Genomic DNA, 23,787 nt, shown 5'->3' on the forward strand with positions numbered 1-23,787 from the left:
CCCGAAATGGCTGAAAAAAACTCCGCTATCCGGTACAATCCGCTGCCATTTCAACAAACGTTTGCCAGAGCTGCGATGCAGGTTAAAGATTTTAGTTTTGAATTGCCCGACGAACTGATCGCCCGCTTCCCGCTGGAACGGCGTTCAGCCAGCCGTTTGCTGTGTCTGGAGGGCGACAGTGGTGCCATCGCGCACCGTCAGTTCAGCGATATCCTGTCGCTGCTCAACCCCGGCGATCTGCTGGTGTTTAATGATACCCGAGTGATTCCGGCGCGGCTGTTTGGCGAAAAAGCCAGCGGTGGCAAGGTCGAGGTGCTGATAGAGCGGGTACTCGATACCACTCAGGCGCTGGCCCATGTGCGTGCCAGTCGGGCGCCGAAACCGGGTACCGATTTACTGCTGGAAGGTGGTGTTCGGGCCCAGGTCATCGGCCGCCAGGGCAACCTGTTTGAACTGCGCTTTGATATAGACCGCCATCTGGTTGAGGTGCTCGAAGAGTTTGGCCACATGCCGCTGCCGCCGTACATGAAGCGCGATGATCAGCAGTCGGACCGTGAGCGTTATCAGACGGTGTATAACCGCAAACCAGGCGCCGTGGCGGCGCCCACGGCGGGGCTGCATTTCGATAACGAATTGCTGGCGCAGCTGGAAGCCCGCGGCGTGCAGCAGGCGTTTGTGACCCTGCATGTCGGCGCCGGCACCTTTCAGCCGGTGAAGGTCGAGCAGGTGCAGGATCACCAGATGCATGCCGAATTTATCGAGGTCAGCGAGGCGGTCTGCCAGGCGGTGCGGGAAACCCGGGCCCGTGGTGGCCGTGTCGTGGCCGTCGGCACCACCAGTGTGCGTTGCCTGGAAACAGCCAGTCGTGGCGGCGAAATCGAGCCCTACAGCGGCGATACCGATATTTTCATCTACCCGGGGTATCAGTACCGCACGGTGGATGCTCTGATTACCAATTTTCACCTGCCTGAATCAACGCTGCTGATGCTGGTCAGTGCCTTTGCGGGCTACGACGGCATCATGCGGGCGTACCGTGAGGCGGTGGCCGAGCGCTACCGCTTTTTCAGTTACGGGGATGCGATGTTTCTGACGCGCCGACGCGCGGCTTTGGAGGATAAGTGAGCAGAAGCTGTTTTATGAGTTACGAGCGCCTGGCCGTCGATGGCAAGGCGCGCCGCGGTCGTCTGACGTTTCCGCGTGGCACGGTGGAAACGCCGGCGTTCATGCCCGTCGGCACCTACGGCACCGTCAAGGGCATGTTGCCGCGTGATATCGAGGCGACCGGCGCGCAGATGATCCTCGGCAACACCTTTCATCTGATGTTGCGCCCCGGCACCGAAATCATCGGTCTGCACGGTGATCTGCATGATTTCATGCAGTGGAAAGGCCCCATTCTGACCGACTCCGGCGGCTTTCAGGTCTTCAGTCTCGGCGCCATGCGCAAGATTACCGAGGAAGGCGTGGCGTTTCAGTCGCCGGTCGATGGCTCCAAGGTCTTTATCGATCCGGAGCGCTCGATGCAGGTACAGCGCGACCTGGGCTCCGATGTCGTGATGATTTTTGACGAGTGCACGCCTTACCCGGCCACCGAGCAGGAAGCGGCCCAGTCGATGCGCCTGTCGCTGCGCTGGGCCGAGCGTTCCAAGCGAGCCCACGGCGACAGCCCGTCGGCGTTGTTTGGCATTGTTCAGGGCGGCATGTACGAGTCACTGCGTGACGAGTCCCTGGCGGGTCTGGCCGAGATCGGTTTCGATGGCTATGCCATTGGCGGCTTGTCGGTGGGGGAACCGAAGGAAGACATGGTGCGGGTGCTGGATCATCTGGCCTGGAAAATGCCGGAAGACAAGCCGCGCTACCTCATGGGTGTCGGCAAGCCGGAAGACCTGGTGGAAGGCGTGCGCCGCGGCGTGGACATGTTTGATTGCGTAATGCCAACGCGCAATGCGCGCAACGGCTTCCTTTTTACCGCCAAGGGCGTGGTCAAGATCCGCAACTCGGTCAATAAAACCGATACCCGGCCGGTGGATGAAAGCTGCGACTGTTATACCTGCCAGAACTTCAGCCGGGCGTATTTGCATCATCTCGACAAGTGCAAGGAAATCCTCGGTGCGCAGCTCAATACCATTCATAACCTGCATTACTATCAGGTGCTGATGGCCGGTTTGCGTGGCGCTATCGAACAGGGTAAATTGAGCGCCTTTGTCGATGAGTTTTATGCTGAGCGGGGCCTTGAAACGCCGCCGCTTGCCTCCATATAAGTCACAGCATTTCAATGTTCAAGGAGTAAGGCTACATGAGCTTTCTGATTTCTTCGGCCCAGGCGGCAGAAGCCGGTGCCGGCGGCATGGATCCAGGCATTTTCAATATTCTTTTTCTGGTTGGTTTTGGCCTGATTTTCTACTTCTTCATGTGGCGCCCACAGGCAAAGCGTGCGAAAGATCACAAAAACCTGATCAGCAATCTGGCCAAGGGTGATGAAGTGCTCACCGCTGGCGGCATTATTGGCAAGGTTACCAAAGTCAGCGATGACTACGTGGTACTGGAAGTCTGCGAAGGTACCCAGCTGAGCTTCCAGAAAGCCCACGTGGCGGCGGCGCTGCCCAAGGGCACGATCAAAAATATCTAACGCCTCCTTGACGGAAAACGCCACTGTTTCAGTGGCGTTTTTATTTAACCACCGGATTTACTGCCTGCCGCGTGCGCAGTTGGCGCAGGCGCGGCGCCGAACGAACAGGGCGACCTATGCTCAATCGCTACCCTCTGTGGAAAAACCTGCTGATTCTGCTGCTGCTGGCATTGGGCCTGTTGTATGCGGCGCCCAACCTGTACCCCGATGACTATGCGATCCAGCTGTCGGGCACGCGCGAAATGTATCAAGTGGATGAGCCCCTGCTGGAGCGTATCTCCACGGTGCTGGAACGCGAAGGCATCAGCAATAAAGGTGTCGAGCTGCAGGATGGCAACGGCCTGGTGCGCTTTGCCGATGGTGAAAGCCAGCTGCGTGCCAAAGCGGTCATTGCCGGGCTGCTGGGCGACCAGTATGTGGTGGCGATGAACCTCGCGCCCACCACGCCGGACTGGCTCAGTGCGCTGGGTGCAGGTCCCATGAAACTGGGCCTGGACTTGCGTGGCGGCGTGCACTTCCTGTTGGAGGTCGATACCGTGCAGGCGGTGGCGCAGCGTCTTGATGTCTATGTGTCCGAGATCAAAACCAAGCTGCGGCAGGAAAAACTGCGCTACCGGTTGGTGGATCACCGCAGCGACGGCAGCCTTGAGGTCAAGTTTGCCGATGAAGCCGTGCGTGATGAAGCACGCAGCCTGCTGCGCAAGGATTACCCCGAATTTCTGTTGTCCGACGAAACCGTCGATGGCGCCTACTATGTGGTGATCAGTCTCACCGAGCAGACGGTGCGCGATATTGAGGACTATGCGGTTAAGCAGAACCTCACAACCCTGCGCAATCGTGTCAACGAGCTGGGTGTGGCCGAGCCGCTGGTTCAGCGTCAGGGCCGCAACCGTATCGTGGTACAGCTGCCGGGAGTGCAGGACGCCGCAGCGGCCAAACGCATTATTGGCAAAACCGCCAATCTTGAGTTCCGTCTCGAGGCTACGTCCCAGGCTCCGGCCGGCACCACCGAAACCTATGAGTTCCGCAGTCAGCCGGGCCGCACCGCCACGATTGAGCGTGACATCATCATTACCGGCTCCAGTGTGGCCAACGCCCAGGCAGCCTTCGATGAGAACGGCATGCCGCAGGTTTCCATCACCCTGGATGCCAAGGGTGGCCAGATGATGGGCCGCGTGACACGCAACGCGATCCAGCGTCGCATGGCGGTGCTGTTTGTCGAATTCAAGAACCGCACCCTGACCGAGACCGTCGATGGGGTGGTGCAGGAACGCCGTATTCCGTATGTCGAGAAGAAGATCATCTCGCTGGCGACCATTCAGTCGGTCCTGGGCTCGCAGTTCCGCATTACCGGTCTGGAAAGCGCCACGGAATCGTCTGAACTGGCGCTGCTGCTGCGTGCCGGTGCCCTGGCGGCACCGATCTACTTCGTTGAAGAGCGCAGCATAGGGCCGAGCCTGGGTGCAGAGAACATCGAGCTGGGCGTCATGTCGGTGAAAATCGGCTTTGCGCTGGTGTTGCTCTTTATGGTGCTCTACTACCGTGTATTCGGCGTGCTGGCCAACATCGCCCTGACGCTTAACCTGATGTTGCTGGTGGCAGTCATGTCACTGTTGTCCGCCACGCTGACCCTGCCAGGTATCGCCGGTATCGTGCTCACAGTGGGTATGGCGGTGGATGCCAACGTGCTGATCTTCTCCCGTATTCGGGAGGAAATGAGCAACGGGGTGCCCTGGCAGTCGGCGATTAATGCCGGTTTCGGTCGTGCCTTTACCACCATTCTGGATGCCAACATCACGACCCTGATTGCGGCGCTGATTTTGTTCGCGATGGGCACCGGCCCGGTGAAGGGCTTTGCGGTGACGCTGTCGGTGGGGATCGTGACCTCGATGTTCACGGCGATTGTGGTGACGCGTGCGCTGGTGAATCTGACTTATGGCGGGCGCAAGCCCAGCCGGCTCGCTCTCTGAGGAACAGGCTATGGCAAAGCAGAACAAAATTATTAACTTTATGGGCTTGGGCAAGGCGGCCTTCGCGCTTTCGGCGCTGCTGATCCTGATCTCAGTCGGCTCGCTGGCCATTCAGGGGCTGAAGTTCGGCCTTGATTTCACCGGTGGCAGCCTGGTGGAAGTGGGCTATCAGCAGGACGCCGATCTTGGCAAGATTCGTCAGATTCTGGGCGAGGCCGGTTACAAAGATGTCACGGTACAGAATTTCGGTGCCGCCACCGATGTGCTGATTCGTCTGGGGGAAACCCACGATCCGAAGCTGGGTGACACCGTCCTGGCGACGCTGCAGGCCAGTGAAACCCAGCAGCTGGAGCTGCGCCGCAACGAATATGTGGGCGCGCAGGTGGGTGAGGAACTGCGCGAGCAGGGTGGTCTGGGCATGCTGTTGGCGCTGTTCATGATCATGGTGTACATCGCCTTTCGCTTTCAGTTCAAGTTCTCGCTGGGCTCCGTACTGGCGCTGGCGCATGACGTCATCATCACCCTGGGTTTCTTCTCGGTGCTGGGCATCGAGTTTGATCTTACGGTGCTGGCGGCGGTGCTGGCGGTGATCGGTTACTCGCTCAACGATACCATCGTGGTATTTGACCGGATTCGCGAAAACTTCCGCCTGCTGCGCAAGGAAGAGCCAGTGGAGGTGATCAACATCTCGCTGACGCAGACTCTCAGCCGGACGCTGATGACATCCTTTACCACCTTGCTGGTGGTGTTGGCGCTGGCGCTGTTTGGCGGCGAGACCATTCACGGCTTTGCACTGGCGCTGCTGGTGGGCATTGTGGTGGGTACTTACTCGTCCATCTATGTGGCCGCCAACGTCATGCTGCTGATGGGCGTGAGTCGGGATGACCTGATTCCACCGCCCAAAGAAGAAGACGTTGTCGACGAGCTACCGTGATAGACTCCCCGAGCCGGCTTTTGCCGGCTCAATTTTTTGTTTGACCGGACTGGCAGCTTAGCGAGCTGCACAAGAGAAGTGACAGGGCCTTAATCGAGCCCCCTCTTGTCGCCTGCGGGCACAGACCGCGCCGACACACAAGGCTGTCGGGTACGACCGGGTATTCAAACGGACCGGGTACGTTCGTTCAGAACCATGCCGCTGCGCAGGGCCGTGGGCGAGGGCGCAACGTCGCAGGCGTCCCACTGCATTCGCAACTATTATGTTTCTGGGATCAAGGACCTAATTGGATTATTAATGACAAACGACTGGCTAAAACGCGACCCCCAGGCTCAGGCCGAAGCAGAAAAATATGGCAAGCCGGCACCGAGCCGGGATTTCCTGCTGGAATTCTTGCAGGAGTGGGGTTCGCCAATCAGCCACGGCAGACTGTGCCGTGAGCTGGGTATTGAAGATGAAGACTGTGTTGAAGCGGTATCCCGCCGACTTAAGGCCATGTGCCGCGACGGGCAGCTTATCAGTAACCGCCGCAGCGAATTCGGCATCATCAAGAAGATGGACCTTATCGCCGGCCGTGTTATTGGCCATCGCGATGGCTTTGGATTTGTTACGCCGGATGCCGGTGGCGATGACCTGTTTATCAGTCCGCGCCAGATGCGCCAGGTGTTCGACGGTGACCGTGTGCTGGTGCAGGAAATCAGCATTGATTACCGTGGTCGCCGCGAAGGCAAGATTATTGAAGTGCTCGAGCGTGGCACCCGTACCCTGGTGGGGCGTTACAAAGAGCAGGGCGATCTGGGCTACCTGATTCCGGAAAACCAGCGCATTACCCAGCAGATCATGATCGCGGCGGATCGCAGGGGCAGTCCTCCCTTCCGTGATGGCCAGCTGGTCGTGGCGGAGCTGATTCATCAGCCTGGCAAGCAGCAGATTCCCGAGGCCCGCGTGGTCGAGGTGCTGGGCGATCACATGGCGCCGGGGATGGAAATCAAGGTTGCCATTCACAACTACGAAATTCCCGATGAATGGCCCCAGGATGTGCGCGACGAAGTGGGCGGCCTGTCGGCCGAGGTGGAGGAATCCGCCAAGCTGAACCGTGTCGATCTGCGCCATCTTCCGCTGGTGACCATTGATGGCGAAGATGCCAAGGATTTCGATGATGCCGTCTATGCCGAGCGCAAGCGTACCGGCGGCTGGCGTCTGTGGGTGGCGATTGCCGATGTGTCCTGGTATGTCCGCCCCGGTACGGCGCTGGACAAGGAAGGCCTGAGCCGTGGCAACTCGGTGTATTTCCCCGAGTTTGTGGTGCCGATGCTGCCCGAGATTCTGTCCAATGGCCTTTGCTCGCTGAATCCCAAGGTGGATCGTCTGGCCATGGTGTGCGAGATGACCATCAGCGCCAGCGGCAAGCTGTCGGGTTATCAGTTCTACGAAGCCGTGATCCAGTCCCATGCGCGCCTGACCTATAACAAGGTTGCAGCCATGCTGACCGAGCCGAAAAGCCCGCAGGGCAAGCAGCTGCGAAGCGAGTACGCTGGCGTTGTGTCGCATCTGGAAGATCTTTACAGCCTTTACTTCGGTTTGCGCAAGGCGCGTGACGCGCGCGGTGCCATCGACTTTGAAACGACCGAAACCCGCATTCTGTTCTCCGAGGAGCGCAAGATCGAAGAGATTGTGCCGGTCGAGCGCAACGATGCCCACAAGCTGATCGAAGAATGCATGCTGTGCGCCAACGTGGCCACCGCGCGTTTTCTCGCCAAGCTCAAGGTGCCGGCGCTGTACCGTATCCATGAAGGTCCGAAGGAGCAGAAGCTGGTGAGCCTGCGTGCTTACCTTGGCGAGCTCGGGTTGTCCCTGGGGGGCGGCGAAAAGCCCACGCCGTCTGACTACCAGAAACTGGCGTCGCAGATCGAAAACCGTCCCGACCGCCTCGTTGTGCAGACCATGATGCTGCGCTCCATGCGCCAGGCCGTGTACAGCCCCGAAAACAAGGGGCACTTTGGCCTGGCCTATGCGGCCTATACGCACTTTACGTCGCCCATCCGTCGCTACCCGGATCTGCTGGTGCACCGGGCTATTCGCGCCGCTATCCATGCCGATAGTGACCGCTCACTGCTGGATCGCCTGAAGTCGGCGTTCCGGGGCAGCAGTTCGTCCAAGACCATGCGTTGGCCGGACGGTTTCAAGTCGAATCCGCAGTTCCGTTATCGCTACAACGATGAGCAGATGCTGCAGCTCGGCGAGCATTGCTCCATGACCGAGCGTCGTGCCGATGATGCAACCCGCGACGTCATGTCCTGGCTCAAGTGCGAGTACATGCTTGATCAGGTGGGCGAAGAGCACGATGGCGTTATCACGGCGGTTACCGGCTTTGGTGTCTTCGTTGAGCTCAAGCAGGTGTATGTGGAAGGACTGGTGCACATTACCGCGCTGCCGTCTGACTACTATCACTTCGATGCCGCCAAGCAGCGCCTGGTAGGCGAGCGCATGCGCAAAACCTACAAGCTCGGTGATCCGGTGCGTGTGAAGGTCATGCGGGTGGATCTGGATGAGCGCAAGATTGACTTCGAAATGGTCGACAAGCCCGGTTCCGGCAAGACCAAAAGCACGCGTCAGCGTCTGGCGGAAGGAAAGCTGGACGGTGGCCGTGCCGGCGACAAGCCTGCTGGCAACAAGCCGGCGGACAAAAAGCCGGCGGGCAAGAGCCGGCGGCCGCGTTCGCGCAATCGTCGTCCTTCATAGGTCGTTTGTGCCTTGGCGGTAACGATTCCTGTTACTGCTCACGATAAGAAACCGGGCTCTTTAGCCCGGTTTTTTTATTCGCACCGGCTGCACTCTGTGCGGATTGCTTTTTTGGCCGCCGGTCAGGACGGCATGGCCTGGTAGTACATAAGCCGGGCATCAAAATGCCAGAATGCCAGGGAGCCCAGCAGTAGCAGCACCGCGGCGCTCAGCAGGAGTACGTCGCGCCCTTGTATCGGCTTGAGTGCCCGCTGGGGACGCAGTAGCCAGAGTCGCAGCGCCGCGGCTGCCATGAGCCCCTCGCACCAGGCTGCCAGTACATCCAGCGGCCAGTGTGCACCCACCATGATGCGCGAAAGGCCGATGGCTACGGCGGGCACCAGGGCGCTCAGGTAGCCCAGGCGACGCCAGGGGAGGCGATGTCCGATGCCCAGCAGAATGGCCAGCATGGCGAAGAATGCCGCGCTGGTGCTGCTGTGGCCGCTGGGAAAGCTGAAGCCTGGGATTGTGGGACCAATATTCGGACGCGGCGCCTGAAAGAGTTCTTTCAGGACGCTGTTGAGTGCCACGCATAGCAACAGCAACAGCACCAGGCGCCAGCCATCACGCGAGCGCCTGAGGCCATGCAGACCGGCCGCCAGCAGCAGGGCGGCCGGAATCACACTGCTGCTGTCGCCGAGGCCGCTGATAAAGACCCACAGGGGGCGGGCCTGGGCTGCGCTCTGCCAGAGCAGCTGCTGGATGTGCTGGTTCCAGTCCTGGGCAGAGCCCAGATATTGCAGGGCGCAGAGTATCAGCAGTCCGCTGCTGGCGGCAGTCAGCAGAAGCAGCGCCGCCAGGCGCTCCGGTTTCAGGCCCAGACGCCTGGCGCCCCAGCGCGCCAGAGGCTGATCTGGCTGCAGGTGCTGGTGCAGCACGGTGGCAATCAGCACCAGCACCACGAGGCCGAGGGCGGGGTAGAACAGTGCCTGCCAGTGCCCCAGCATGGCCTCGGCGGACTGGCCTATCCAATAGCCCGGCAGGATGGTGGCCGGTGCCCAGAGTGCGGCCGAGAGGGCATTGACGCCGAAGAAGCGCGCTGCGGGCATCTCAAAGGTGCCGGCCACAAACGGAACGATCGGGCGGATGGGGCCGATAAAACGCCCGGCGAGAATACTGAGCTGGCCATAGCGCATAAAGAAGTTTATGCCGCGCCGGTGCCAGTTCGGGTAGGCACTGAAGGGCCAGCGGTGTTGTAACCAGGGGTCGGCATAACGCCCCAGGTAGTAGCTCAGGCTGTCTCCGGCCACGGCACCGGCAAAGGCGCTGAGCAGCAGCGGCAGTAGTGAGAATTGCTGTTCGCCTGCGATCAGGGTGATGGTGAACAGCAGCGCGATACCGGGCACCAGTATGCCGACAAAGGCAAGGGACTCGCACAGTGCAATAAGTCCAATAAGCAGCATAAGTGCGGGCGGTGAAAGCTGTGCCAGATCCATATCTTTATCCCTGAGTGGTCGGCAAGGGCCGGCAGGCAAGCGAAAGCGGTGTCGCTGATGGGTAATTCAGGGGCGCCTTGTTATAATTCGCCGATAGTATCCTGTGGCCGATGCGTCTGTGAAGGCGTACTAGATGGAATCATTCGTGAAAGAGATTATCCTGCTTACCGTGTCCGGTACCGACAAGCCGGGCGTCACCTCTGCAATCAGCGCCATTCTGGCGCAATACAATATCAATATTCTCGATATCGGCCAGGCGGTGATTCACAACACCCTCTCGCTCGGTATTCTGATCGAAGTGCCCGCCGCTGCGGAGTCCTCCGGGGTGTTGCGGGACCTGCTGTTCAAGGCCCACGAGCTGCAGATGACCGTGCGTTTTGAGCCGGTTGACGAGAGTGCCTATGAGTCCTGGGTCGGCGTGCAGGGCAAGTCACGCCATATCATTACATTGCTGGCGCGCCGCATTACCTCGGCGCATATCGCCAAGGTGACCGAGATTGCCGCGCTGCATGACCTGAACATCGATAATATCAGCCGCCTGTCGGGCCGCGTGTCGCTTAATGCGGTGCCCAGCGCCGGTGATCGCACCAAGGCCTGTGTCGAGTTTTCGGTGCGTGGCGTACCGGCAGACAACACCGCGCTGCGGGAGGAGTTCCTCAAGGCAGCCAGTGACCTGGATGTGGATATCGCCTTCCAGGAAGATAATATCTACCGTCGTAACCGTCGCCTGGTGGTGTTCGATATGGATTCGACCCTGATCGAAGCCGAGGTCATCGATGAGCTGGCCAAAGAGGCCGGCGTGGGGGATCAGGTGGTGGCCATCACCGAGGCGGCGATGCGTGGCGAGCTGGACTTTAACGAGAGTTTTCGCCAGCGCGTGGCGCTGCTAAAGGGCCTCGATGCCTCGGTGCTGCAGCGCATTGCCGAAACCCTGCCGATGACCGAAGGCGCTGAAGAGCTGGTGTCCAACCTGCGGGCGCTGGGCTTCAAGACGGCGATCCTGTCCGGCGGCTTTAACTACTTTGCCCGTCATCTGCAGCAGAAGCTGGGTTTTGACTATGTCTATGCCAATGAGCTGGATATTGTCGATGGCAAGGTCACAGGTGAAGTGAAGGGCGATATCGTCAACGGCCAGCGTAAGGCGGAGCTGCTGCGTGAAATTGCGGCGCGCGAAGGCGTGCGTCTGGAGCAGACGATTGCGGTGGGTGACGGTGCCAATGACTTGCCGATGCTGTCGATTGCCGGGCTCGGAATCGCATTTCGCGCCAAGCCACTGGTGCGCCAGAGCGCCAAGCAGGCCATTTCCACCCTGGGGCTGGATGGCATTTTGTACCTGATCGGCTTTCGTGACCGGGATACGCTGCTGGGTGACAAGTAGCCTTATGCAACAGGGCCTGTCGCAACGACAGGCTCTGTGAGCACGGGGCTGTGCTGCGCATGGCCCCGTGTTGTTCTGCCTGGAGTGTCTTCGACCTTAGTGCTCGAAGAAGTCGTAGTCCATGTGTTCTCGCGGGGGCTGCAGATAGTAGCCCTGGATCAGGTTCACGCCGGACTTCCAAAGCTTGCTCATCACCTTGGTGCCCTCAACCAGCGGCGCTATGGTGATGCGGCGGCTGCTGTTGAGCTGCTCGACCATCTTGTTGAAGCTGTTATCCAGCGAATTTCCGTTGGCCAGATCCTGCACGTAGGAGCCGTCGATCTTGATGTAGTCGGCTGCGATGGCCTTGGCCACTTCCCGGTAGCTGGTCGAAGTGCCGAAGTGCTTGATACAGATTCGGCAATGCAGTTCCTTGATGGCGTGGGTGAATTCGACGGCGGTCTGCAATTGCGATGATATGTCGGTTTCGCTGAGCTGGAACACGATACGGTCCGCCGGCAGGCGGAACTCGCGCAGAATGTCTGACAGCCAGGGCACCAGCTCCTTGTCTCTCAGGGTGCTGCCGGTGATGGTGATAAACAGCCGGTTGCGATGGCCTTTTTCCAGCTCGGTACGCAGCTGCTGCAGACTTTCCCGAATGACCCAGCGGTCCATGGTGATGCTGAGGTCGGCATGATCCACGGTGGCCAGAAAGATGTTGGGGGAAATTTCCCGATTCTCCGGGTCCAGCAGGCGGAGCAACACCTCGTAATGGTTGGCATCGGTTTCCTGGTGCAGTGCGACGACAGGCTGAAACAGCAGGCGGAAGCGCTGGTCCTTGACGGCCTCGCGCAGCATGCGCACGGTTTTGGAGTCGCTCGAGGTCATCTGGGTTTCGATTGCGTACAGCTTTACGCCATTGCCGCCATTCTGGCGGTCACGCAGACTTTCCGATGCCATGCGGGCGCGGGCCACGACTTCGTCCGGCCCGGGAGAGTTGTCGTTTATGGTCGTAACGCCGATAGAGCAGGTGACGTGCAGCAGCGTACCGTTGACGGTGCTCGTATTGTCGGCGATGGTACCGCACAGCTTGCGCGCCAGGCGCATGGACTTGTCGGGGCTCGGATCGCGATAAATGACCACGAAGATGTCATCGCTGGGGCGGGCGATCAGGTGGGCCCGGTTGACGTACTGACGCAAAATGTCGGCAATGTCGCGTGCCACCTGGTCGCAGCCCTCAAAACCGATCTCCGAGCGAATGATGTTGTACTGGTCGATGCTGATATACAGCATATTGCAGTCATGGCCGCCATCAAGGGCATTTTGTACCGCGTCTTCCAGGCTCTGTTCGAGAAACTGGCGATTGTGGAGGCCGGTGACCAGGTCCTGCTGTGCGGCCTGTTGCAGCTCGCGGAACTGGCGGTCCGGGCGGATGGTGAGCTGCACGCAGGGCTTGTCGTTGAAACGCGCCTCCTGCATTTCAAGGTTGGCAACGAAGTTGCTGCCATCGGAGCGCTCTGCCGACAGCTGCATCAGCATGTCTTTTCGCCGGGCATCCTTGAAAGCCCGCAGCTGTTCGGTCAGCTCTTCGCGGTCTTCGGTGATCATCAGGTGCTCAAACGGCTGGTTGATGAGCTGACGGTCATCGTTATAGCCAAACAGGTGGCAGAAGCAGGGATTGGCGTACATGATGCGATCGCCATCCAGGCAGACAATGCCGTTGCTGGAGACATCCATCAGCTGCTGGCAGCGTCGTTCGGCATCGCTGAGCCGGGCCTTGGCCATGCGCAGGCTGCGGCGATGTTCAAGGCTGATCAGTTCCTGTTGCAGGGTCAGCAGCAGCAGTTCGGGATCCTGCTTGCTTACCACGGCGCGCATGCCTTCCTTGAGGCCCCTGGCCATGCGGCCGCAGTCCAGCTCGTCTGTCAGCTGAATAACCGGGATGTCCTTGTCCAGGCGCAAGAGGTGGTGCAGCACGCGATTGTTTTTTAGCTCACCCTCGTTGGGAGAGCAGATGATCAGGTCCCAGGAGCGCTCGCTAAGGGCTTCGAGGAAGTCTTTTTCGTGTTCGATCTGTCGGCCGCGTGGCGCGATGCGTGCTGAGCGCAGCAGCGTGATAACCGGATCGGTTTCGCTCGATGCCAGGCCAAGAAAGAGAATATGAACGTTCTTGCGTAGACGGCGCGGGTCACGAGAGTCCTCGGTGGACTCTGCATGAGTGTCAGCGCTGCTTAAACCGGTTGAGTCTGACATGGAATGCACCAATTGCCATCGATCCTTATGGGCGAACTGTGCAGCAAGTGTAGCTTCTTTGTAGTGGCCTGTCAGGATCAGGATGGCAGGATGTGCGTCCCGGTGAAGCCGGGGCCGGCAAGCAGGTTGCGAAAGGGTCTGCAGGGTACGCGTATGGGGCTTAAACCGAATCTGTTGCACGGATATGCCGCGAACCTGATCTGTTTTCAGCACTGAGACAAATAGGGAAAGAGTCGTTTGAAAGAGTGGCTGGGGTAGGAGGATTCGAACCTCCGCATGCTGGAATCAGAATCCAGTGCCTTACCGCTTGGCGATACCCCAATACCTGGAAGAGTGTGCCCGGGGGCGGCTCTTCAATGCGCATGTTGCATGCGCAGATCTTTCATCATGGCTGTCAATGGTGGCAATGGCGGGACTCGAACCTGCGACCCACGCATTATGAATGCGTTGCTCTAACCAACTGAGCTACATTGCCACTGTGGCAGGGGTAGGAGGATTCGAACCTCCGCATGACAGGATCAAAACCTGTTGCCTTACCGCTTGGCTATACCCCTACAGCCTTCAACAGCTATTTTACAATCACCCTGAGGGTGGTTTTCATTTACCGTTATTGCACATGGCAGTAACGATTAAATGGTGGCAATGGCGGGACTCGAACCTGCGACCCACGCATTATGAATGCGTTGCTCTAACCAACTGAGCTACATTGCCGTACCTGTTGAGGCGCGAATTATTCTCTGATTCTGCTTAGTTGTCAACAGCTTGGCTGTAAAAAATCTGATTTCCCGTGGCGCTGTCAGACGTTGAAACGGAAGTGCACCACATCGCCGTCCTTGACGATGTAATCCTTGCCTTCCAGGCGCCATTTGCCGGCTTCCTTGGCACCCTGTTCGCCCTTGTAGGTCACGAAATCCTCATAGCTGATAACTTCGGCGCGGATAAAGCCCTTCTCGAAGTCTGTGTGGATTACGCCGGCGGCCTGGGGGGCGGTGGCGCCGATCTTGACGGTCCAGGCACGGACTTCCTTCACGCCCGCTGTGAAGTAGGTCTGCAGGCCGAGCAGGCGGTATCCGGCGCGGATGACGCGGTCCAGACCGGGCTCTTCCATCCCAAGGTCCTGCAGGAACTCAAGGCGCTCCTCGTCATCCAGCTCGACGATTTCGGATTCCAGCTTGTTGCAGATGGCGACCACTTCGGCGCCTTCAGTGGCGGCCAGGGCACGTACCTGGTCCAGGTACTCATTGTCCTCGAAACCATCTTCGGCGACGTTGGCAATGTACATGGTCGGTTTGGTGGTCAGCAGGTGGAAGCTGGGCAGCAGCTTGAGGTCGTCATCGGTCAGGCTCATGGAGCGTACCGGCTGGCCTTCGCTCAGGTGCGGCAGCAGCTTTTCAAGCAGGGCCTTGGCGCGAACGGCTTCCTTGTCGCCGCCCTTGGCGTTGCGGGCCACACGCTGCAGCTGCTTCTCGACAGAATCCAGGTCCGCCAGTGCCAGCTCCATGTTGATGATTTCGATGTCTTCCAGCGGATGGATGCGGTTGGCGACGTGAATCACGTTCTCGTCTTCAAAGCAGCGTACCACGTGGGCGATGGCATCGGTTTCGCGGATGTTGGCCAGGAACTTGTTGCCCAGGCCTTCACCCTTGGATGCGCCGGCAACCAGGCCTGCGATATCGACAAACTCCATGGTGGTGGGCAACACGCGCTGTGGGTTGACGATCTCGGCCAGCTTGTTGAGGCGCGGATCCGGCATGGGAACGATGCCGGAATTGGGCTCGATGGTGCAGAACGGGAAGTTCTCGGCATCGATGCCGGCCTTGGTCAGTGCGTTAAACAGGGTGGATTTGCCCACATTGGGCAGGCCGACGATACCGCATTTGAAACCCATGGTGCTTGTCCTGTCAGTTAACCTTGAAAGCTGTGGAGCCCGTTCATGGCACGACCCCATTCCCCGGAAATGGCTTCGGGCAGGTAGCGCAGGGCTTCATCGGAGGCGGCGAGGGTTTTTTCCCGTTCGCTGCCGGGGGCCTTCTTAAGTACGAAGGCGGCGACCTGGCTGCTGTGGCCGGGGTGGCCAATACCTAAGCGCAGGCGATAGAAATTCTTGTCATTGCCCAGGCGGGTAATGATGTCGCGCAGGCCATTGTGACCACCGTGTCCACCGCCTTTCTTGAAGCGGGCGACGCCGGGGGGCAGGTCAAGCTCATCGTGAGCGACCAGAATGGACTGGGCTGGAATTTTGTAGAACGATGCCAGGGCCGCGACGGCCTGACCGCTCAAATTCATGAAGGTGTGGGGGATCAGCAGGTGGATGGCTTGGCCATTGATAATGATCTTGCCGTAGCGTCCGTGAAACTTGCGATCCGGTACCAGCGTGCAGTTATGCCAGGCAGCAAGCTGCCCGACAAAGTCGGCACCGGCATTGTGACGGGTCTGGTGATAATTGTCGCCCGGATTTCCGAGGCCAACGATCAGCTGAATCCTGTCATTCATGCCGGTACCCTGTAGGCAGTCTGTCGGGCGTGGCCGATCGTCACGAGGAGAAGGCCGATTTGAGTTAGTTTTTGAGCGCTTTTGAGGCGAATAGTGGTGCTATTTAACAAAAAAGAGCGCATAAAATAACCAAATTCGGCTTTTCCGCAGTAGATCAGTGTTACGTCCTGCAGACTGCTAAGCAGTCTTACTTGGCGGCTTTGGCGCCACGCGGAGCGTAGACGTAGCCGATGCCCTGGTCGTGGTCACCGCCGCGACGCAGTGCAACGATTTCAACGCCTTCCGGCAGGCTGATGTCGGACAGGTGAAGTACCTTGCCGCCTTCAACCTGGCTCAGGTCGATCTGCAGTGCTTCCGGCAGCTGACCGGCGTTGCACAGGATCTCAGCAGTGTTTTTCTCAACAGCGAACTTGGCAGACGCTTTGGCAGCGGATGACTTTTCGAAGTTGATGAACTGCAGCGGAACCGTGATGCGGATACGGCTTTCGTTGGTTACGCGCTGGAAGTCGGCATGCAGAATCTGCGGACGAGCCGGGTGGCGCTGCAGATCCTTGATGATGACTTTCTGCTCTTCGCCATTCAGCTTGATGGTCAGAATGCTGGAGAAGAACGACTGATCGTTCAGCTGCTTGACCAGTTCGTTGTTGTTGACGGAGATAGCGACCGGGTTCTTGTCGTTCTCGCCACCGTACAGGATGCCAGGCACGGATCCCTGAGCGCGCAGGCGGCGGCTCGCACCTTTGCCCTGATCCGCGCGGGATACTGCTTCGATTACAAAGTTAGTCATGGGTATGTCCTTCAATAAATAAAAGCTGCAGACCTCGCGACCAAGGCTCTGCAGCATCGCTGTTGCCCTTTTGGGCATTAACACCGTCGCCTGGGCGCCGGTGCGGTTCAGGCAGTGTCCGCCTAGCGGAACATTGCGCTGATGGATTCTTCGTTGCAGACGCGGCGTACCGCTTCTGCCAGCATCGGAGCCAGGGTGAGCTGGCGAACCTTGCTGCATTCCCGGGCGGCCTTGGACAGCGGGATAGTGTCGGTTACGACCAGCTCGTCCAGTTCGCTGTTGGCCAGGTTCTGCATCGCAGGACCCGACAGCACGGCGTGGGTGGCATAGGCGTAAACGCGGGCAGCGCCGTTCTCTTTCAGTGCCTTGGCCGCCTTGCACAGGGTGCCGGCGGTATCGCACATGTCATCGACCAGGATGCAGGTACGGCCTTCGACGTCACCGATGATGTTCATCACCTGGGATTCGTTGGCGCGCTCGCGACGCTTGTCAATAATGGCCAGATCGCAATCCAGCTGCTTGGCAATGGCGCGCGCACGCACCACGCCGCCGACATCCGGTGACACGACCATGATGTCTTCGTACTGCTGATCGACGATGTCGTCGAGCAGGACCGGCGAGCCGTAGACGTTATCCACCGGGCTGTCGAAGAAGCCCTGGATCTGGTCGGCATGCAGGTCAACGGTCAGAACGCGGTCGATACCGACAGCGGAGATCATGTCTGCCACAACGCGGGCGCTGATTGCCACGCGGGCAGAGCGGGGGCGGCGATCCTGACGCGCGTAGCCGAAATACGGTACAACGGCGGTTACGCGGCTGGCGGATGCACGGCGTAGCGCGTCGGCCAGTACGATGAGCTCCATCAGGTTGTCGTTGGTCGGTGCGCAGGTGGACTGGATGATAAAGACATCCTTGCCGCGGACGTTTTCCTGGATCTCTACGTTCACTTCACCGTCGCTAAAGCGACCTACGACTGCTTTGCCCATCGGAATATCAAGGCGCTCGACCACTTTCTGGGCGAGTTCCGGATTGGCATTGCCGGTGAAGACCATCATTCTAGACACGGCGAGCACCTTCTCGGTTGTTTCGGAGTTGGAATTCGAAGCTGACAGGGAGTAAGTCATGAGTAAATGGCTGGGGTAGGAGGATTCGAACCTCCGCATGCTGGAATCAGAATCCAGTGCCTTACCGCTTGGCGATACCCCAGTATCTCTCCTTTGGAGTTGGCCTCCCGAAAGAAGGCGCATATTCTGCTCAAACCGGCCCGATAGGTCAAGCACGAAGTGCAGTCAAAGAGAAACGAACGGCAAAATAACCGTCGTGCCCGCTCAGGATGGGATCCACTCCTTGATGATCACCGTGATGGTCAGATCCGCGCGTTGCAATCTGACGCGCTGCGGCAACACATATCCATTGTTCCCAGAGTAGGCAGAATAATGGATCAACCATCCGCCCTGTTCAAGGGTTTCAAGTCGATTCTCGCTGAATGTCGGTGCATAGGGGAGTCCGGGCGCCGGCAGGCCGCGGATCCAGTAAGTCGCCTGTTTTACCGGGAAGCTCCAGCCCAGAAGGGATTGCAGCAATGCTTCGGGGCTGTCGGAGGTGTGACGGCCTTCGCCGGCGATATCGATGCTGACGCCGCTATCGTTGCCCTCGATGAGAGCACCGCCCTGGCCCAGTGGGCCGCTGATGGCGATGCGATAGTCCTGGGTCTGCTGCTGCCACTGCAGGCGGGCACTCTGGCTGTCATTCGGCGTGCGGATGCCGACCTTGCTTTCAAGCATCCAGCTCTGCAGTGCCAGCGCCTGTCGCTGGTATTCATCCCAGCTGCCGCTGCCAAAGGTTTGCGGTTCGGGTTTGAAGGTGCTGCAGCCGGCGAGCACCGACAGCACAAGGGTCAGCAGGATCGCGCGCATCAGTTGACTCCGAGTGCCCTGGCTGCGTCACGCAGGTGCTCGTTCTGCGGATCTTCGCCCAGGTGCTGTTCCAGCAGTTCCCGAGCGCGGTTCTGGCGACCGTCGGCCCAATAGGCGCGAATCAGGTGGCCGGTGACTTCGGGATCCGGAAAGCTGTCGTAGGCCCGCTGTAGGTACTCGATCGCTTCGGGATAGCGCTGCAGGTTGAACAGTACCCAGCCCATGGAGTCGAGCACGGCCGGGTCGTCCGGTTTCTGCTGCAATGCCTGCTCGATCAGCTGGTAGGCTTCATCGTAGCGATCAGTGTACAGGGTCAGGGTGTAACCCAGTGCGTTCAGTGCGCTGGCGTTATCCGGCTCCATTTCGAGCACCTTGCGCAGGTCCTGCTCGATTTGCGGAAAGTTATCCGGATCAATCAGCATGGCGCGGGTATACAGCAGCGTAACCTCGTTGCCCAGTTCTGCCAGTCCCTGATCCAGAATGGCCAGCGCGGCATCCCGGCTCTGGTGCTGATTAAGCCACTCGGCCTGCAGTCCGTAGAAGCGCGGCGCAAGATCCGGATAGCGGGCCCGGGCATCCTCCATTATCAGTTCGATACGGGCCTGGTCGGTACTCTGGTCCAGCAGGTTGAGGGTGCGGGCATAGGACTGAAACAGGTTCGAGCCTTCGGTAACACGGCTGTAATGCTCGATGGCCTCTTCTTTGCGTTCCTGGGTCTGGGCGATGTAACCCAGATAAAAGTGGGGTTCGCTGTTGTCCGGGTTCTGCTCCAGCAGTTGTTCCAGTGCGGCGCGGCTGGGCTCAAGCTGGTCGTTGTCCAGCATCAGCAGCGCAAGATAGTAGTGCAGCTGAGTGTCGTCCGGGAAACGCCTGATCAGCGCGCTGGATGCAGCGACGGCCTGTTGCTGCTGATTGTTGAGGAACAGCAGCTGCACCTGCAACACCTGTATCTGGCGGTTGTCGCTCTGGCTTTTCAGGTAGGGGCGCAACAGTTGCAGTGCCTCGCCGGGGCGATTGCTCAGGCGCAGCAGTTCCGCTTTGGACATGAGGGCATCGAGATCATCCGGGTTCTGGCTCAGTACTTGGCTAAAGTCCGCCAGCGCTGCATCCGTCTGATCCAGTTGCTTGAGCAGCTGGCCGCGGGTCAGCAGCAGGTAGCTGTCATCAGGGGTCTTTTCCAGCTGGCGGTTCAGCATGGTGACATAGCCCTGAAGCTGCCGGGGGCTGATATTGCTGGCCTGGCCCAAAAGCAGCGCCAGCGCCTGGTGGCTGTCTTCGGCGAGGGCGCGCTCCATCAGCGGCAAGGCCGCTTCATAGTCGCCCTCGTGCAGCAGCAGGCCGGCGGCGAGCTGATAGGGCTCAGGGTCATCCGGCTGTGCCTCAATCCAGAGACGGGCGGCTTGCAGCATGTCGTCCGGGCGCTGCAGGTACTGCGCAATGCGGGTTGCGCGCTCGGCGACGGCGGGGTCGCGGGTCAGCCTGGCTTGTTGCAGATATATCTCGAGTGCAACATCGAACTGGCGTCGCTGGCCGGCAATCTCGGCCTGCAGCAGTTGAAACAGGGATTCGCGGTTAAATTCGCCTGGCCGGTACTGCACAGGTTCCAGCGCAACGGGGGCTGCAGGTTCGGTCGCAACAGGCTTGATGCTGCAGCCTGTCATAACGAGCGTGCTGATTAAAATGCCGAGCAGGGTATTGTTCATGGGGCTAAAGGTCAGGTCCCTTGGGGTGTTGGCTCACTATAGAGGAAGGCTGGCGCTATTGTCATGCGTCAGTTGGGCGGGCGTTTGAAAGGAAAGTTCCGATAGTCGGGTTTTCTTCTTGGACCTAAGAAGGTGTATTATGACGCGCCTGAATATTTCCGCTGAGGTTCTGCAACATCTCCATGGCTCTATTGGCGTTAGGTATCAACCACAAGACCGCTCCGTTAGAGGTGCGCGAGAAAGTGGCATTCGCGCCGGAGCAGCTGGTTGATGCCCTGGAGCATGCCCGTGCTTCGGGCCGGCTCAGAGAGCTGGCCATCCTGTCGACCTGCAACCGTACCGAGCTGTATTGCTCGACCGATGAGGCGGGTCTGGAGTCATTGCTGCAGTGGCTGGGCGAGTACCACCATCTTGCGCCCGCCATGCTGGCCCAGTGTATCTATGCGCACTGGGATGAGCAGGCGGCCCGGCACATGATGCGGGTGGCCAGTGGCCTGGATTCCCTGGTACTGGGCGAGCCGCAGATTCTCGGTCAGCTCAAGTCTGCCTATGCGGTGTCGCAGGAACAGGGCCTGGCAGGGGCAGAGCTCGGCCGGCTGTTCCAGCAGACCTTTGCCGTTGCCAAGCAGGTGCGCACCGATACCGCCATCGGTCAGAACCCCGTTTCAGTAGCTTATGCCGCGGTCAGCCTTGCGCAGCACATCTTTTCCGATCTGGGCAGCAGCCGTGCACTGCTTATCGGGGCGGGCGAAACCATTGAACTGGTGGCGCGTCATCTCAGCCAGGCTGGCGTGCATTCCATGATCGTGGCCAACCGTACCCTGGGCCGTGCACAGGCGCTGGCGGATTCCGTTGGCGGGCGTGCCATTGTGCTGGCGGATATTCCCAGGGTCTTGTCCGAGGCCGATATTGTGATTTCGTCCACGGCCAGCCAGCTGCCCATCCTCGGCAAGGGCGCGGTGGAAGACGCCCTGAAAAAGCGCAAGCACAAGCCGGTGTTCATGGTGGATATCGCGGTGCCGCGGGATATCGAACCGCAGGTGGGAGAGCTGGATGATGTCTATCTCTACAGCGTTGATGACTTGCGTGATGTGATTGAGGAAAATCAGCGCTCGCGTGAAACCGCGGCGCTGGAAGCCGAAGAAATTATCGAGCGCGGGGCGCTGGCCTTTATGCGCCAGTTGCGTGAACTGGATGCCGTAGACACCCTGACGGCCCTGCGTTCCAACGCCGAGGCCCTGCGGGACGAAGCGCTGGAACAGGCCATGAAGCTGCTGCGTAACGGCAAGCCGGCGGACCAGGTGCTGTCACTGCTGGCGAACCGGCTGACCAACAAGATGCTGCATTCGCCCACCATTCAGCTGCGCAAGGCCAGTGCCGATGGGCGCGAAGAAATGATGCAGCTGGTGCAGGAGCTATACCAGCTGTCCGATTCGGCAGACTCGAAATAACATGAAAATGACCGGGTGCCACGGGCTGGGCCGGTTGCCTACGTGCCCTAATACTGATGCAGCTCGTGCGCGAGCTCTATCAACTGTCCTTACGGTTGACGCTGACTAACATGAAAACCTCTATACGCAACAAACTGGAAAAACTCACCGACCGGCACGAGGAAGTGTCGGCCCTGTTGAGTGATCCGGCCACGCTCGCCGATCAAAACCGTTTTCGCGATCTGTCACGCGAATACGCCGAGCTTGAGCCTGTGGTGGAAAGCTTCCGGGATTACCTGCGGGCGCAGGATGACCTGGCCGAAGCCGAGCTCATGCTTGATGACAGCGATGCCGAAATGCGTGAAATGGCGCGCGAGGAAATTGGCGGCGTGCGGGCCCGTCTCGAGGAGCTTGAAGCGCAGCTGCAGATACTGCTGCTGCCGCGGGACCCGAACGATGGCCGCAATGTGTTTCTCGAAGTGCGTGCCGGGACCGGTGGTGACGAGGCAGCCATCTTTGCCGGCGACCTGTTCCGCATGTATTCGCGCTATGCCGAACAGCAGGGCCTGCGCATCGAGGTGATCAGCGCCAGCGAAGGCGAGCACGGTGGCTACAAGGAGATCATCACCCGTGTGGTGGGGCAGGATGTTTATTCGCGGCTGAAATTCGAGTCCGGTGCGCACCGCGTGCAGCGCGTGCCGGAAACGGAGTCGCAGGGGCGTATCCATACGTCGGCCTGTACTGTCGCGGTGATGCCGGAACAGGACGAGGTGGCCGAAATTGCCATCAACAAGGCCGACCTGCGGGTTGATACTTTTCGTGCCTCGGGTGCCGGTGGCCAGCACGTCAACAAGACCGACTCCGCCATTCGCATTACCCATATACCCACCGGCGTGGTGGTGGAATGCCAGGACGAGCGTTCGCAACACAAGAACCGGGCCCGTGCCATGTCGCTGCTGGCGGCACGGCTGCAGTCCGCCGAGCAGGAGCGCCATGCGGCCGACCAGGCCAGCACCCGCAAGAGCCTGGTCGGCAGCGGCGACCGTTCCGAACGTATTCGCACCTACAACTATCCCCAGGGCCGGGTGACGGACCATCGCATCAACCTGACGCTCTACAAGCTGGGCGAAATCATGAACGGCGAACTGAATGCCATCATCGATCCGCTGCTGGTGGAATACCAGACCGAGCAGCTGGGTGCACTCTCTGAGGAGTAGAGCCGGATGAGTACGCAATGAGGCTATGCCGATGAGCCTGACCATCGCCACAGCGCTGCAGTGTGCCCCGCAGCTGGTTGCGAGCGACAGTCCGCGGCTGGATCTGGAGCTGCTGCTGTGCCATGTGCTCGAGTGCGGGCGCAGCTATCTCTTCATGCATCCCGAGCGTGCGCTGTCGCCACAGCAGGCGGCGGATTTCAATGCACTGCTGCAACGGCGCCTGGCAGGGGAGCCCGTGGCACACCTGACCGGACGGCGCGGCTTCTGGACGCTGGATCTGGAGGTGAGTGCCGACACCCTGATTCCCCGACCCGATACCGAGACCCTGGTTGAGCAGGCACTCGAGCTGCTGCCGAACGGTGCCTACCGCGTGGCGGATCTGGGAACCGGTACCGGTGCCATCGCACTGGCGCTGGCCAGCGAACGGAGCCAGTGGTCACTGGTTGGCTGCGATCGGGTCGCCGGCGCGGTTGCCTTGGCGCAACGCAATGCGGCGCGTCTTGGGCTGGCCAATGTGAGTTTTGTGCAGGGTAGCTGGTTCGAGCCACTGCAGGGGCGTTTCGCGATGATTGTCAGCAACCCGCCCTATATCGACCCTGCCGACCCGCATCTGGGGCAGGGCGATGTGCGGTTTGAGCCGCGCAGTGCCCTGGTGGCGGACGAGGCCGGTCTGGCCGATATTCGCCGCATTGCGGAAGGTGCGCGCAGTACGCTTGAGACCGGTGGCTGGCTGCTGTTTGAGCACGGGTTTGATCAGGGCGAGGCGGTGCGGGCCCTGCTGAAGGGGCTGGGTTACTGCGAGGTGAGCACATTGCCGGATCTGGGGGGGCGCGATCGCGTCACCCGCGGGCGCTACGACAAAACATCTGCCAAGGAGTTATAAA

At 59.7% G+C, this 23,787-nt stretch carries 18 protein-coding genes and 5 tRNA genes; 10 read left to right on the forward strand and 13 right to left on the reverse strand.

The genetic code is table 11. The annotated features are described in order from the left end of the window. The first annotated feature begins 75 nt into the window (after positions 1-75). The 6 genes from queA (at position 76) to rnr (ending at position 8,272) form a co-directional block, all read left to right on the forward strand. Entirely contained in the window at positions 76-1,122 is a 1,047-nt protein-coding gene (queA, locus tag F451_RS0106590) for a tRNA preQ1(34) S-adenosylmethionine ribosyltransferase-isomerase QueA (protein ID WP_020680566.1), read from the forward strand. A 14-nt stretch (positions 1,123-1,136) separates the two neighbouring features. Continuing rightward, positions 1,137-2,258 carry a tRNA guanosine(34) transglycosylase Tgt gene (gene tgt, locus F451_RS0106595; protein ID WP_020680567.1) on the forward strand — a complete coding sequence of 374 codons (1,122 nt, stop codon included), beginning with the start codon at positions 1,137-1,139 and terminating at the stop codon, positions 2,256-2,258. Positions 2,259-2,293: 35 nt separating this feature from the next. Beyond that, on the forward strand, positions 2,294-2,626 hold the full coding sequence (yajC, locus tag F451_RS0106600; protein ID WP_020680568.1) for a preprotein translocase subunit YajC: 333 nt from the start codon (positions 2,294-2,296) through the stop codon (positions 2,624-2,626). A gap of 116 nt (positions 2,627-2,742) precedes the next feature. Then, positions 2,743-4,596, forward strand: a complete 1,854-nt coding sequence (gene secD, locus F451_RS0106605; protein WP_020680569.1) for a protein translocase subunit SecD — start codon at positions 2,743-2,745, stop codon at positions 4,594-4,596. A gap of 10 nt (positions 4,597-4,606) precedes the next feature. Beyond that, complete coding sequence (gene secF, locus F451_RS0106610) at positions 4,607-5,530, forward strand: protein translocase subunit SecF (RefSeq protein WP_020680570.1); 924 nt, start codon at positions 4,607-4,609, stop codon at positions 5,528-5,530. 297 nt (positions 5,531-5,827) lie between these two features. Continuing rightward, complete coding sequence (gene rnr, locus F451_RS24955; RefSeq protein WP_020680571.1) at positions 5,828-8,272, forward strand: ribonuclease R; 2,445 nt, start codon at positions 5,828-5,830, stop codon at positions 8,270-8,272. A gap of 122 nt (positions 8,273-8,394) precedes the next feature. Here the strand turns inward: rnr and F451_RS0106620 are convergent, their stop codons facing one another. Next, complete coding sequence (locus tag F451_RS0106620; RefSeq protein WP_020680572.1) at positions 8,395-9,747, reverse strand: bifunctional DedA family/phosphatase PAP2 family protein; 1,353 nt, start codon at positions 9,745-9,747, stop codon at positions 8,395-8,397. A gap of 145 nt (positions 9,748-9,892) precedes the next feature. On the opposite strand from F451_RS0106620, the gene serB reads away from it, so the two are divergent. Further along, positions 9,893-11,125 (forward strand): phosphoserine phosphatase SerB, encoded by a 1,233-nt coding sequence (gene serB, locus F451_RS0106625; RefSeq protein WP_026291557.1) that lies wholly within the window; start codon positions 9,893-9,895, stop codon positions 11,123-11,125. A 96-nt stretch (positions 11,126-11,221) separates the two neighbouring features. Here serB and F451_RS24960 read toward each other — a convergent pair whose 3' ends face one another. The 12 genes from F451_RS24960 to F451_RS24965 form a co-directional block, all read right to left on the reverse strand. Continuing rightward, positions 11,222-13,357, reverse strand: coding sequence for an EAL domain-containing protein (locus F451_RS24960; RefSeq protein WP_020680574.1), 2,136 nt, complete (start codon positions 13,355-13,357; stop codon positions 11,222-11,224). Positions 13,358-13,603: 246 nt separating this feature from the next. Then, positions 13,604-13,678, reverse strand: a tRNA-Gln gene (locus F451_RS0106635). Between the two features lie 77 nt (positions 13,679-13,755). Continuing rightward, positions 13,756-13,832 (reverse strand) — tRNA-Met (locus F451_RS0106640). Positions 13,833-13,836: 4 nt separating this feature from the next. After that, a tRNA-Gln gene (locus tag F451_RS0106645) sits at positions 13,837-13,911 on the reverse strand. 80 nt (positions 13,912-13,991) lie between these two features. Then, positions 13,992-14,068: transfer RNA gene (locus tag F451_RS0106650), tRNA-Met, on the reverse strand. 85 nt (positions 14,069-14,153) lie between these two features. Then, the gene (gene ychF, locus F451_RS0106655; protein WP_020680576.1) at positions 14,154-15,245 is read right to left on the reverse strand and encodes a redox-regulated ATPase YchF; all 1,092 of its coding nucleotides are present in this window, start codon (positions 15,243-15,245) and stop codon (positions 14,154-14,156) included. 17 nt (positions 15,246-15,262) lie between these two features. Beyond that, complete coding sequence (gene pth / locus F451_RS0106660) at positions 15,263-15,850, reverse strand: aminoacyl-tRNA hydrolase (RefSeq protein ID WP_020680577.1); 588 nt, start codon at positions 15,848-15,850, stop codon at positions 15,263-15,265. Between the two features lie 187 nt (positions 15,851-16,037). Continuing rightward, complete coding sequence (locus F451_RS0106665; protein ID WP_026291558.1) at positions 16,038-16,637, reverse strand: 50S ribosomal protein L25/general stress protein Ctc; 600 nt, start codon at positions 16,635-16,637, stop codon at positions 16,038-16,040. A gap of 122 nt (positions 16,638-16,759) precedes the next feature. Next, complete coding sequence (locus F451_RS0106670) at positions 16,760-17,701, reverse strand: ribose-phosphate pyrophosphokinase (protein ID WP_026291559.1); 942 nt, start codon at positions 17,699-17,701, stop codon at positions 16,760-16,762. A gap of 67 nt (positions 17,702-17,768) precedes the next feature. Then, positions 17,769-17,843: transfer RNA gene (locus tag F451_RS0106675), tRNA-Gln, on the reverse strand. A 122-nt stretch (positions 17,844-17,965) separates the two neighbouring features. Then, positions 17,966-18,553 (reverse strand): lipoprotein insertase outer membrane protein LolB, encoded by a 588-nt coding sequence (gene lolB / locus F451_RS0106680; protein ID WP_020680580.1) that lies wholly within the window; start codon positions 18,551-18,553, stop codon positions 17,966-17,968. Next, on the reverse strand, positions 18,553-20,256 hold the full coding sequence (locus F451_RS24965; RefSeq protein WP_020680581.1) for a tetratricopeptide repeat protein: 1,704 nt from the start codon (positions 20,254-20,256) through the stop codon (positions 18,553-18,555). Before F451_RS24965 ends, lolB begins: the two co-directional genes overlap by 1 nt. Before the next feature lie 182 nt (positions 20,257-20,438). Between F451_RS24965 and hemA the strand changes: the two genes are divergently transcribed. From hemA to prmC, 3 genes are all read left to right on the forward strand, one after another. Further along, a complete protein-coding gene (gene hemA / locus F451_RS0106690) occupies positions 20,439-21,707 on the forward strand; it encodes a glutamyl-tRNA reductase (RefSeq protein WP_026291560.1) in 1,269 nt (422 codons plus the stop codon). Positions 21,708-21,817: 110 nt separating this feature from the next. After that, positions 21,818-22,903, forward strand: coding sequence for a peptide chain release factor 1 (prfA, locus tag F451_RS0106695; RefSeq protein ID WP_026291561.1), 1,086 nt, complete (start codon positions 21,818-21,820; stop codon positions 22,901-22,903). A 31-nt stretch (positions 22,904-22,934) separates the two neighbouring features. Continuing rightward, the gene (gene prmC / locus F451_RS0106700; RefSeq protein WP_020680584.1) at positions 22,935-23,786 is read left to right on the forward strand and encodes a peptide chain release factor N(5)-glutamine methyltransferase; all 852 of its coding nucleotides are present in this window, start codon (positions 22,935-22,937) and stop codon (positions 23,784-23,786) included. The last annotated feature ends 1 nt before the right edge of the window (position 23,787 follow it).

It is taken from the genome of Marinobacterium rhizophilum DSM 18822 (assembly GCF_000378045.1).
GTDB classification, from domain to species: domain Bacteria; phylum Pseudomonadota; class Gammaproteobacteria; order Pseudomonadales; family Balneatricaceae; genus Marinobacterium_A; species Marinobacterium_A rhizophilum.